We start from the raw sequence: 12,094 nt of genomic DNA on the forward strand, positions 1-12,094 counted from the left end.
AATCCGAATATTCAAAATTTTATAACTAACTTGGTTAAAGAAAAAATCGAAAAAAAATTTTGTGAACAAATTTTTAGAAAGTCGTATGATATAATTGAACGCGAAAGGGATCGATGAATGAACTAAAGTACAACGCTTTCCGTAAACTCAGCGTCTCGCTTCTACGGTCGCTCTGGAAACTCAGCAAAACGCTTTTTACGAAAGCGTTTTAGGATCAAAAACGCACATTTTTCAAGTGTTCCGACAAGAATGAGTCTTTTTACTTGCAAAAAGTATGTTTTTCTGATAGAGAAAAGTCTTCCGAATTTCTCCACCTGAATTGCGACCCATGGGAAGCAATTCATTGAGTTGCCCCACCCAAAAATAAGGGTGGGAACTCAGTTTTACAGAGGATTTGTCGTAATTCCCACAGATTTAATATTAAGATCCAAATATTTGTGGGGTTGGTTATGGCTCTCTACGGATCGCGTTTTAGGTCGTTCGACAGGTCGCGTTGGAAACTCAAGTTATTGGTATTTTATAAAAATTGAATCTGATTCTAAAGTTTCATAATAACGTGAGCGGAGCTAAAGAGCCCGGTCCGGTTGCCTGTGGCAAGCCGGATTCGCCCCGATTTTATTAAGTTGAACTTACTTTAAATTAGTTAGAACTTATTCTAAAGTTTTTCGAATTTCCTGGAAAGTCTTAAACTCCAACTTTTTTAAAGATTTTGAAAAAGACTATAAACTCTGAAAAAGATGTTTGTAGGAGCCATGGTGATTTCAAGAATTCGTAAAGATGAGGATTTTTTTTGAAAACATCCAAAGTCTTAAATTTATGAAAGAATGGAAGTATCAACATGTCGGTTTCTGAATCTGTAACTCAAGCTTGGAGTGATATGAACAAGATGGCGGATAAAATGTTCAAAGAATACGGTCTTAGTCTTGAACTTCCACCTAAATCATTTCAGGAAATGAAAGCTGAGTTCGTTGAATTTGAACCTCCAAAAAGACTTGTGGTTCGGATTCCTTATGACGCTCGTTTTACAAATCCGGTCGGGATTTTTCAAGGTGGAATGCTTTGTACCGCTTTGGATAATACCTTTGGTCCTCTTTCTTATCTTGCGGCCAAAAGACCCTGTGTTACAACCGATTTATCCACTCAATTTTTTAGAACCTTCTCTTTAAAAGACGAGTATGTTTTGATTGAAGCAAAGGTTGTTTCTAAATCTCCGGCTATGATGACCATGCAAGCAGAAGTTAGAAATCCTAAAAATAAACTTGTTGCGATTTCTACTACAAGCGTTTTGATTTTACAGGAATCGATGTTAAAAAGAATGACGAGTAAACAAGAGCAAGAGGATTAAAATTTTTGAGTTTAAATTTTGCGTTAACTGATTTTGCAGTCCATTTTAGTTATGAAATTTGTCGGCGGATTGGTCTGAATTTTTTTACTCTCAGTTCTTATTATATGAATGTGAACTCGACGTAAGAAAACGGGAAAGAATTTTCTAAAAGTATGAGTTCTTACAATTTTAGGATTTGTTCGTAAAATCTAGATTTGCAGTAGTTCCCACATCATTTTTACTGACAAACCTAAGTTTTGTAATAGTTCCCACACTTGGATACTATAGATTCAATTATTATAAACTTCTATCTTTTTAATTGTAGTAGTTCCCACATTTAAAGAATTGATCTGTAAAGTTTAGATTCTAACTTTTTTCAGAATCATGGGTTGCTTACGTCGAATTCTTTATATATTATAATAATTGAATATACTAAAATGAAGGATTTGGTCCTGTGAGAAAGGTCAACTACAATCGATTTGTTCGCAATTTTCTCTTTCTTCTTCTGTTTCTAATGTGACGTGTTCAATTTTTAAACCTTTCAGAATTTCTCTTGCCTTGGACTTTATAATTCTCTGATGTTCGAAAGTAAGGTCGTTTTTTAAAACGAGGTGTGCGGTCAGCGCATTTTCGGTCGTACTTAAGGACCAGATATGAATATGATGAATATTTAATACACCTTCTATGGATTTGAGTTCCTTTTCTACAATTCCAGATTGTATCGTTTCTGGTGTGGAATCCAAACTCAATCTGAGACTTTGTTTAAATAGAGGGATATTACCGTAAAGAATCACTGATCCCACTAAAAGACCAACCACCGGATCGATCCAAAAAAATCCGAGCCACTGGATCAACAAACCGGAAATGATTACACCCAAGGATACTAATCCGTCTGCGAGAAGGTGCAAATAAGCGCCTTTCATGTTGATGTCTTTGTCTTTACTTTTATGAAATAAAAAAGAAGAGGAAAAATTTACCAAAACACCTACAAATGCCACTGCGGCGATCATGCCACCTGGAACGGGACTGGGTTTAGATAACTTTTCGATCGATTCGTATACAATTAAACCGACGGTTCCGAAAATGAGAATGGAATTGAATAAACTTACTAAAATTGTAGATTTTTTCCAACCATAAGTGAATCCGGGAAAGGGTTTTTTTTCCTGCAATTTAATTGCGATCCAAGCCAGTAATAAGGAACTTACGTCCATTAAGTTATGGCCCGCGTCTGAAAGTAAGGCGAGAGATCCTGACGTTAGGCCGATTCCAGCTTCGATTCCGGCGTAAATTAGGTTAAAGATCATTGCGATCACAAGGCTTTTACCTGCGTTTTCGGAATGGTGGTCGTGAGAATGGTTATGCGAATGATGATGTCCCATGAGTTGTTGAAAACGATACCATTCTCAGATTAGAGAAGCTACGAGTTTGTAAACTGAAAAATAGGCTCTTTGTTGAGAATCGATTCTCTGGAAGGAGAATTTTTTCATCATCTGAATGGAAGTTTCGCTCTATTCTATTAGACTTTTATGAAATAGTTTTCCCTTATTATGTAAACTTTCGCTTTGTTAAAAAATTTTTAGAAACTGACTGATGATTTGGTTTTTTATTACTGATCCCTATGAAAATAAGTACCGTTACTACTCGGGCACATAAATAGAATACTTGGGTTGATTGTTTCAAAAACTTGAATGTTTTGGTCTTGCTCTAAAATGCCGTAAATCCCGAATTTGCGGTTTTTTTAAGTACTGCTATTTTTTTCCAAATTCGGTCGTTATAACTTGGTACTATCTTCATACGTCGAGTAGTAATTCTATCACAAAACGCTGATTCTATGTAAAATATTAGGTACTTTATTATTTAGTTATGAGTAAAGGATCAATTCCAAGGTTTGCTCTAAAACATTTCATTTCTATGGGAATCGTTTATAGATTCTAAAGATTTGTTGAGAATTCAAACTTAAAAATTTAAGATCTTATTTGAATTCACATTTCTATTCTTTTTTATTCGAATAGAGTTGTTGAAAAAGCGGTTAACAAAACTACTTCAATTTACCGTTTTTATGAAACAGAAACAAATGGAGAATTTATTTTTCAACGACTCTAAGTTAACGTGAATGATCGCGAAAGGGATCGATGAATGAACTAAAGCACAACTCTTTCCTCAAACTCAATGCATCGCTTCTTAAGGGGCGCTCTGCAGGGTCGCGTTGGAAACTCAGCACAACGCTTTTTACGAAAGCGTTGTAGGATCAAGTTATTGGTATTTTATGAAAATTGAATCTGATTCTATAGTTTCACAATAACTTGACCGGAACTAAAGAGCCCGGTTCGGCTGCCTGTGACAAGCTGGATTCGCCCCGATTTTATTAAGTTGAACTCACTTTAATGTAGAATCTCTTTTAAAAAAGAAATCAATTTAGAAGAGTATAAGGGATACGTTTTTTGAAAATCCATCGTTCATTTATTTTGGTTATAAATGGATCTCTGTAGAGTAAATAAATCTATCTATCTCAAAAATACTTTATATTTGCTTAAAATGCCAATTCTAAGATATTTTTGAGATGGTTTATAAGTGTGAATTTTAAGATTAATCTCTGTTCAGAAGCATTCTGGACGATTGATTCTATCGTTTTGAACCATTCGGTTCACGTTCTTAAAATATCGATATTTTGAAGTCCGAACTTTTGATTTCAAAACTTCTTTTAAAAAATATCTAGAAAGTCATCTGAAACCGAAACAATTGTTGCAATTGTTTTTAAAAAAAGCATTCATTGTCGATCTATGTCTTGGAAGAAGTTGGTTTTATACGTTTCAATTTTCTCAATTCCACTATGTCAAGGTTTAAGTGCGTATCAAGAGGACGGACATTTTTATACGGTTCAAACCGTTTTAAATAATTTTCAGACTTCTTCTCCTTTGACTAAAGACGAAACTGCAATCGTCGCTTTTTGTACTCAACTTCCGGATGAAGTTCCTGAGTTGGATGCGATTTCAGTGTATCAAAAGTTTGCTCTCAAATATCCTTTGGATTATACTCGTTGGGTTTTTACGGATCAGGGTTCTCCTGAAATTTTAGGTAGAATGGCCGAAGTGCAACAGTTGTTACACGGTCTGACCGGAGGAAATAGCGAACATTTACGAAATGTCGCCATTGTAACGTTGGATCGACTTCGCATTGAACTTACTTCTAAAAATGAAAAGTCTCCCGAAAAATTATGCGCGTTAGGTTTTGCTTTTCATCTTTTGGGAGATTCATTCGCACATCGTAAATTACTGAATTCTAAAAAGATGTATCCTACGGGTAGGGGACATGCTTCGGATATGACCTTGCCGGATTATCCGGTTTACAGCGATGACAGAGTTTCAGAATGGGAAAAGTATGCAAAAGGGATTCCTAGTTTGTTTCGTTCCGATTTAAAGGAAGTTGTAATTAAAGACGACTTTCAAAAAGCCAGAAAACTTACCGGAAACGATTATCCTTGGCATTGTATTTTCGGAAAGAAATGCGAAGACAGGTTGCGAAGAATTCTTTTGCATCGATTGAGGGAGTCCGATTCTTTTCCAAAATACAATCCGATACAGAAAGACCGTTATCCTGCCGTCAACTGTCAAGAATACGTTCAAAGAGTGGTGGAACAAAAAGATATTCCTTTTACTCCCGATTGTGGTAAGTCTTGGAAAATTTATAAACAAGTTTCTTTGGACGTTTGGAAACGTTTAGGTTACTTTCAAGACGAAAACTCTCGTAAACAAATCCAACTCTACGACGGAGATGATTTATGGCAAAATCTTTAAGTAAAGTAGGCGAAGAAGAACACCCTCGTAAAAAAAGAAAAAGAAAAGTAAAAAAGAAATCTATTTTGGGGGGAATATTCATCGTATTCGCAGGGCTTCCTATTTTGATCGCTTGGATTTCACTTCGTACTTTTTTTTGTTGGGGTAATTTGAGTTATTCGGGAGAAGTTTTTTGTACCGTTTCCGGTGCTATCAATCCACTCCTTTTGATCTTAACTTCGGTTCTAATTTTTTTGACGTTTGTGGATCTTCATAAACTGGGAGACGAACTAGAAGAGCTACCTAAATGGTCTTCGAAACGGATTTATAAAGGATTTCGATCTCTGGAAAAAATGGATAAAATTCATTTTCTATTTTCATTTGTCTCTTTTTTAGGAGCTTTGGTCATTGGCCTGTACCTTCTGAATTATTTTGAATTTAGTTTATTTTAATATATAAATATTATTATTCGGGGTTGTCATGAAAAAGTACGAAGCGGTCGTGATTGGTACTGGATTTGGTGGAGCCGTGAACGGTTGTAGGTTGAGTAAAAAATGGCCAGGTAAGGTTTTGATTCTGGAACGTGGAAAACGTTATCCTAAAGGTTCTTTTCCTCGTTCTCCTCATGACATGTCTAAGAATTTTTGGAATGTTCCGGAGGAGAACAGTTCCAAAGTTCGCCCTAAAAAACTTTCCAAATTAAATCAAACGGGTCTGTTTGACATTCGAAATTATAAAAATATGGACGTGGTCATTTCTGCTGGGCTTGGTGGTGGGTCCTTGATTTACGCGAACGTATTTTTAGAACCCCCGGATCATATCTTTGACGAACGTTGGCCTGCAAACGTAAAAAAGAAAAGTTTAACACCATATTATAAAATTGTAAAAGAGGTTTTAGGTTCTAGGCCGATCCCTTTAAACGATGATCCTCGTAGAAAAATCGTTCGGACAACTCTTTACCAAAAGTTTGCAAAACACGCTGGTAGAGAATCTAAACTGGCGGACATCAATGTATTTTTTGGAAACGATTTTAAAAAACCGACTCTAATAGGGCTTCAGGAAAAAAATAGATACGGAGCCGTTCAGATTTCTTGTACGTATTGTGCGGAATGTGATATAGGGTGTAATACTCATTCTAAAAATACTTTAGATCTAAATTATCTTTTTGTTGCGGAGTATAAGTACAAGGCGGAGGTCAGGACGGAACATCTGGTTCAAAAAATTGTTCCTCTTGGGCCGGATGGAAATGATAATTCTTCTTATCACGGCGAAAACGGTTATCGTGTTTATTTTAGAGATCTTTCCCATCAAAAAAGGGAACTAGTTTCCGTCGTTACAAAACGAGTGATTGTTTCTGCAGGAACGTTAGGAAGTACCGAGCTTCTTTTAAAGTGTAAGGAAGAATTTAAAACACTTCCGGACATTTCGGATCATATAGGAAAACAATTTTCAGGCAACGGAGATTTTTTATCGTTTGCGATCAAAGGAAAAGAACCTGCTAATCCGAATTATGGTCCGGTCATCACTCAATATACCGATTATAATTTATTCAAGAGTTATAATCCTAAAAGGGCTTTTATACTTCAAGATGCTAGCTATCCGGTCTTTGCTTCTTATTTTGCTGCAGCATCTGTCCCATGGTTTTTAAGAATTGGATTTTTCTTTCATATGTTCGTGGAACTTTTCAAAAGATTTCTAAATGGAAAAATTTTTGGAAAGGTAGGTTATCTGATAAGTGAATTGTTGAAAGGAGATCTTTCTTATACGTCTGCGGTGTTGTTGTGTATGGGAATGGATCGAGCGGACGGTTCGATGGTTTTAGATCGTAAAAAAAACTTTCAAGTTCAGTGGCCTCAAAAGAATAACATGTCTCTTTATGAAGCCATTTTAGGTGTGATGAAAGATTTCGCTTCGTTTATCAAAACTGATTTTTATTTTCCACTTCCTACTTGGTCTTGGCCGATTCGAAATAACGTTTCCGTTCATCCACTTGGAGGTTGTATTCTTGGAAATTCTAAAACCGATTCGGTAACGTCTGCGGATTCTAAAACTTTTGGACAGGTTTTTTCGTATCAAGGGCTTTACGTTGCGGATGGAAGTCTTTCCCCTACTGCGATCGGAGCAAATCCTTCTATGACTATCGCCGCTCTTTCTGAAAAAGTTGCTGAGGGAATTACAGGAATCAAACCGACTGCCAATCTTTAGTTAGGATGTATATAACTTCATAATATATGGTGAATTGAATGTGGGAACTCATACTTTTTAAATGTACTGATAAACCAAGATGAGGAAACGTAATTTGTGGGAACTACTACGAAGTTTAATAACGAAAAAATAACGTTCTCAAACTATGTTAAGAGACGTAATCTGTGGGAACTACTGCGTTTTGTTAAAAATTTATCAAATGATTTTAGGCGGATTTCACTTGAGATTTTGTTATGGGCTTTTAAGTCATAGCGATTTATCTATCAGACTTGCAAAATTGAAGACACGAAAATAATATTCGTTTTTAGGATTATTATGAATAACACAATGGAATCTTTTAAAGACACACTGGAATTGATCAGACCTTATTTACCTTCCGGAATTGTACGAAGGCTGGCGGATTTTGGCGAACCGAAACTACAGAGGTCTCAGTCTTTTGAAGGGGCTATTTTGTTTTTCGACGTTGTAGGTTTTACCCCGACGACTCTTGCTCTGGCTGCTAAAGGTACAAGAGGGATCGACGCTTTACAAACTGTTCTTTCCAATTATTATACAGGATTGTTAAAACATCTCAGCGAATGGGGAGGCGCCGTTTATCAGTTTGCTGGAGATTCTGTTTTAGTCAGTTTTGAAAAAAGAGAAGAAGAAGCCGCCGCAGAGGCTGCGCTTCGTGTCGCAAATTGTGCATTAGGAGTTTTTAATTCAATTGCTGAATACAGTTCCAACGAACTTTTAGGAGAAACCGTAAACCTTCCGGCCCGAGTTGGTTTAGCCTACGGAGTATATCAAGAATTTATATTGGGAGAACAAGATCGATTTTTAAGAGCCGTGATTGCGGGAGCCCCAGTGGATCAATCCATTGCGGCCGAAAAACAAGCGTTAGGTGGAGACATCATTCTAAGTTCGAGTCTCTGGAATCTTCTTCCTTCTTCTAAAGTAGGTGAGAACGTTAATTCGGACTTTTTTCGTTTAATCGATTGCGAAAAATGCGAGAACCCGGTTCCACCTCCTTCGCGTTCTACTACGGAAGAAAGGTTTTCCGACGAACGTTTCTTTAAACGTTGTAGACGTTTTATCGTTCCGGAATTGTATCAAAGAGTGACAAGTGTTCACAAGGCTTTCTCTGGAGATTATCGAGAAGTAGCTTCTGTGTTTGTACGAATCGATGCACCTTTGGAGTCGAATTCTGATTCCAAAAACTTCAATGATTTCTTTATTTATGTTCAAAGTATTGCCGCTTCCTGTTCGGGAACTTTTGTGCTTACGGATCTTTCCGACAAAGGAGGCGTGTTTAGTGTTTTATTTGGAGCGCCCGCAGCGTTGGAAAATAAGGAAGCGCTTGCCGCTCGGTTTGCGGTTCGACTGATGGAAGGGGCTTCTAATTATCCCGCGGCCAAAAGTTTACAAATCGGTATTTCGACCGGAATGGCTTATTGTGGAGATTTAGGTGCACCTTTTAGAAAGGATTTTACTGCCATTGGTGAAATGATGAATATCGCCGCGAGACTGGCGACTTTATCCGGTTATAGCGGAATCCTAATCGATTTTCAAACGAAAAGTAAATTAGGGAAAAATTTCTCCTTTCACGAAGTGGGTGACGTAGAACTCAAAGGTGTAACCGGTGCCAAGAAGGTATTTCAACTAACGTCTGAGCAAAAAAATATTCCGGGACTTTTGATCCAGTATAAGGATAAAATGATCGGAAGAAAAGAAGAGATCGATCGTCTGCATAAGATGTTGGATTCTTCCATAGAAAAAGGAGGAGTGGTTTGTAGAATCATAGCGGATGCGGGTCTTGGTAAATCCAGACTAACCAATACATTTATTGATCAAGCATACGATCGTAACGTGGAGATATTAATCGGTTATTGTTATCCTTACGAAAAATTCACTCCGTTTTACCCTTGGAAAGAATTATTAAGTTTATTTTTGGGAATTTTTGAAGATGATTCTAATGAAACAAGGGTGGCTAAGGCGGAAAAAGCATTAGTAAATTTGAATTCTTTTGACATCGCTTGGGCAAAAGCGTTAGTCGCCTTGATGGGGGTTTCCGTAGAAGAAGACCCTCTGACTCGGGAAATCGATCGAAAACAAAAGAATGAAAGACTTTTTGAAATTATCATTTCCTTATTACAAGAACGTGCAAACAAAAAACCTTTGATGCTTGTATTTGAAGACGTTCATTGGATCGATGAATTGTCTAGTCGTCTTTTGGAAAAACTAGCATTCCGGTTGTCTGAGATGAAGGTGATGCTCCTTCTTGTGTCTAGACCCGAGGGACAATTTGCAGAAGACTCGGTTTCTCCTAACGAAGAATTGATTCGTTTGAAAGAATTCAAACCGGAAGAGGCGAAAGATTTTCTCATTCATAAATTTAAACTGGATACAAGCCAGGAAGAATTTTTGGATCAGATTCTCAATCGATCCAGCGGAAATCCGTTCTTTCTTGAGTCCATCGTACACAATTTAATTGAAGAAGGAACTCTTATAAAATTAGAAGATGGAACATTATCGCCTTCCGATAAAACCAGAGATATTCAAATTCCGAATACGTTAAACGACGTTTTACTCGCTCGTGTGGATCGTCTTCAAGAAAGAGAGAAAATCGTTTTGAAAACCGCTTCCGTAATCGGTCGTTTGATTAACGTCGACACTCTCAATCACTTATTACCCGTTGAATTTCGTTCGCAGATTGATAACATTCTACAGAGTTTAGAAGGTCTGGATCTGACTCCTCTTGAAGTTACAGAACCTCTTACGTATATATTCAAACATATCGTAATTCGAGATATTGTTTATAATACACTTTTACATTCTACGAGAGAAGACCTGCACAAGAAAATTGCTTCGTTTATCGAAAAAGAAAACGAAAACAATTTAACGGAGATGGCGGACATTCTTGCGTTTCACTATCAGCAGTGTTCTGATTTTGAAAAGGCTTCTAAATATTCTCTGATGGCAGCTCGTAAGGCTAGAAGTAAATACGCAAACAGGGATGCGATTTATCATTACGGTAAAACTTTGGAGACACTTGCTCAGTTCGAAAAAACGAAAAGCGAAACCTATTACGAGATCAAATTGGAACTTGCTCACGTTCACCGTCAGTTCGGTGAATATTCTATCGCTGAAGTTCTTTTTAAAGAATGTTTGGAAAATAAGTCTACTCTCAATTTGATTCGTTCTTATACCGGCTTAGGTCAGGTTTATCAGGAACAAGACGATATTTCTCGCGCAATGGAAACTTTGGAAAACGCGTTAAGAATTACCGGAATTCGTCCGCCTGGAAGTAGACCTGATACGATTCTTAAAATTGTATTACAACTTACTTTAGTTCTTAGATTTTCTCTCTTCGGTCCTTCTTATACTTCCTCTAACAAAGCGGAACGTTTGAGACTCAGATGTATCATTTTAGCTACATTAGCAAAAATGTATATTATGAAAGACGTAAAAAAGTTTGGTTGGTCCGTGTTCACTCAATATAACGCGACTCAAAGATTTGAAGATCCGGTTCGTTCTTCTCTTGCGGAATGCGCCCTAGGTCAAGTTTTTGTGGGAATGAATTTGTTCGGTCCTTCGAAACATTTTTTACTTAAGGGAAGAGAACTCGCCGAAAAAACTGGAGATCCTTATGCGAAAGCGATCAGTCTTTTGGTGCAAGGTGGTTATTATATGATGCTCAACCGTCCTGAATTAGGGCTTCCGTTTCTTCAAGATTCGATTTCTATTTATCGTCAAGTTGGAGAGAAGTGGGATCTTTTGTCTGCGCTTTCTTCGAGCGGATTTCTTTACTATTTTCAATCTGATTTTAGAACCGCAAAACAATACTTTGACGATATTGGAGAAATCGCTAGCGATTTAGGCGCTCAGTTACAACTTAGATGGACTCGAATTTGGTCTCCGTATTTCGGTTATCTTTTAGGAGAAGTGGAGCCTCTCGAACTTGAAAAAAAATTAATCGTAGAAGTGGAAAGGGCGGCTTCGGAAAACGACGTCATGAACGAACTTTCTACGATCAATAAATTGTTGAAGCTTTCTATTTTGGAAGGTTGGCCAGAAAAGGCGGAGTTATGGGCTAGAAGAAGTTATGCAGGATTTCTAAAATGTGAAGTGAAATTTCCTCAACTTCAAATCGGAAACGTATATCTTGCGGAAGCCGCGTTGTACGCACAAAGGGAAAACGGAAATAAAAGCCTTACTAAGATTATCAATTATGGACTTAAGAACGGGTTAAAACTTGGAAAATCGCTTCCGTATTTATATGGCCCTTCTTTGGTTTTGAAGGGTAAGTTATTGTTTTATTCAGGAAAGCATAAAAAAGCAGAAGCTATTTTTGAAGAGGCGGAATCTTTTCTTTCCAACACCCAAAATCGTTGGGAATACGCTACTGCGTTGTATGAAATTGGTGAACTTTTAGGCGACACGGAACGTATTTCTACATCTAAAAAAATTCTACACGAATTAGGGGCGAAAGCGGATCTGAAGCGATTGGATGAGATTTCAGTTGTAAAAAAAGCGGCACGGGTATCTTAGAATTATGTTTTCTGTTTATTTAGTAAAATTTAAAATTATAATATTAAAAAAACAGTTTTGTTCCTAGCCTTACTGATCTCTATAAAATTGAGTACCGTTAATTCTATCATAAAACGCTGATTCTATGTAAAATATTAGGTACTTTATTATATAGTTATGAGTAATATTGTTCTCGTATTAAGATGACGGTCAAATCGTTGGCGTTTAGAAATTTATTGAAGATGAATCCGAGCATTTTTGAGTTCTTCAATTTACAAAATGT

General features: G+C 37.0%; 6 protein-coding genes. 5 read left to right on the plus strand and 1 reads right to left on the minus strand.

Going from position 1 to position 12,094, the window contains the following annotated elements; genetic code table 11:
* Window positions 1-838 precede the first annotated feature (838 nt).
* Window positions 839-1,345, plus strand: coding sequence for a PaaI family thioesterase (locus LEP1GSC049_RS210530; RefSeq protein WP_004755666.1), 507 nt, complete (start codon window positions 839-841; stop codon window positions 1,343-1,345).
* A gap of 443 nt (window positions 1,346-1,788) precedes the next feature.
* Here the strand turns inward: LEP1GSC049_RS210530 and LEP1GSC049_RS210525 are convergent, their stop codons facing one another.
* Entirely contained in the window at window positions 1,789-2,703 is a 915-nt protein-coding gene (locus LEP1GSC049_RS210525; protein WP_004755573.1) for a cation diffusion facilitator family transporter, read from the minus strand.
* Window positions 2,704-4,104: 1,401 nt separating this feature from the next.
* Here LEP1GSC049_RS210525 and LEP1GSC049_RS210520 point away from each other — a divergent pair.
* The 4 genes from LEP1GSC049_RS210520 to LEP1GSC049_RS210505 all read left to right on the plus strand — a co-directional run bounded on the left by LEP1GSC049_RS210520 (window position 4,105) and on the right by LEP1GSC049_RS210505 (window position 11,832).
* On the plus strand, window positions 4,105-5,118 hold the full coding sequence (locus LEP1GSC049_RS210520) for a hypothetical protein (protein WP_016561071.1): 1,014 nt from the start codon (window positions 4,105-4,107) through the stop codon (window positions 5,116-5,118).
* Window positions 5,103-5,549: a hypothetical protein gene (locus LEP1GSC049_RS210515; protein ID WP_004755659.1), complete on the plus strand. Its 447-nt coding sequence runs from the start codon at window positions 5,103-5,105 to the stop codon at window positions 5,547-5,549. Before LEP1GSC049_RS210520 ends, LEP1GSC049_RS210515 begins: the two co-directional genes overlap by 16 nt.
* A 28-nt stretch (window positions 5,550-5,577) precedes the next feature.
* Window positions 5,578-7,302 carry a GMC oxidoreductase gene (locus LEP1GSC049_RS210510; RefSeq protein WP_016561027.1) on the plus strand — a complete coding sequence of 575 codons (1,725 nt, stop codon included), beginning with the start codon at window positions 5,578-5,580 and terminating at the stop codon, window positions 7,300-7,302.
* A gap of 315 nt (window positions 7,303-7,617) precedes the next feature.
* Window positions 7,618-11,832 (plus strand): adenylate/guanylate cyclase domain-containing protein, encoded by a 4,215-nt coding sequence (locus LEP1GSC049_RS210505; protein WP_004778177.1) that lies wholly within the window; start codon window positions 7,618-7,620, stop codon window positions 11,830-11,832.
* Window positions 11,833-12,094: the final 262 nt, after the last annotated feature.

Origin of the sequence: Leptospira kirschneri serovar Cynopteri str. 3522 CT (assembly GCF_000243695.2) — a bacterium.
GTDB lineage: Bacteria > Spirochaetota > Leptospiria > Leptospirales > Leptospiraceae > Leptospira > Leptospira kirschneri.

What these genes read in the sequence shown, in the direction of transcription:
- LEP1GSC049_RS210530 (WP_004755666.1), top strand. Translation starts at nt 839, where the DNA reads ATGTCGGTTTCTGAATCTGTAACTCAAGCTTGGAGTGATATGAACAAG.
- LEP1GSC049_RS210525 (WP_004755573.1), bottom strand. Translation starts at nt 2,703, where the DNA reads ATGGGACATCATCATTCGCATAACCATTCTCACGACCACCATTCCGAA.
- LEP1GSC049_RS210520 (WP_016561071.1), top strand. Translation starts at nt 4,105, where the DNA reads ATGTCTTGGAAGAAGTTGGTTTTATACGTTTCAATTTTCTCAATTCCA.
- LEP1GSC049_RS210515 (WP_004755659.1), top strand. Translation starts at nt 5,103, where the DNA reads ATGGCAAAATCTTTAAGTAAAGTAGGCGAAGAAGAACACCCTCGTAAA.
- LEP1GSC049_RS210510 (WP_016561027.1), top strand. Translation starts at nt 5,578, where the DNA reads ATGAAAAAGTACGAAGCGGTCGTGATTGGTACTGGATTTGGTGGAGCC.
- LEP1GSC049_RS210505 (WP_004778177.1), top strand. Translation starts at nt 7,618, where the DNA reads ATGAATAACACAATGGAATCTTTTAAAGACACACTGGAATTGATCAGA.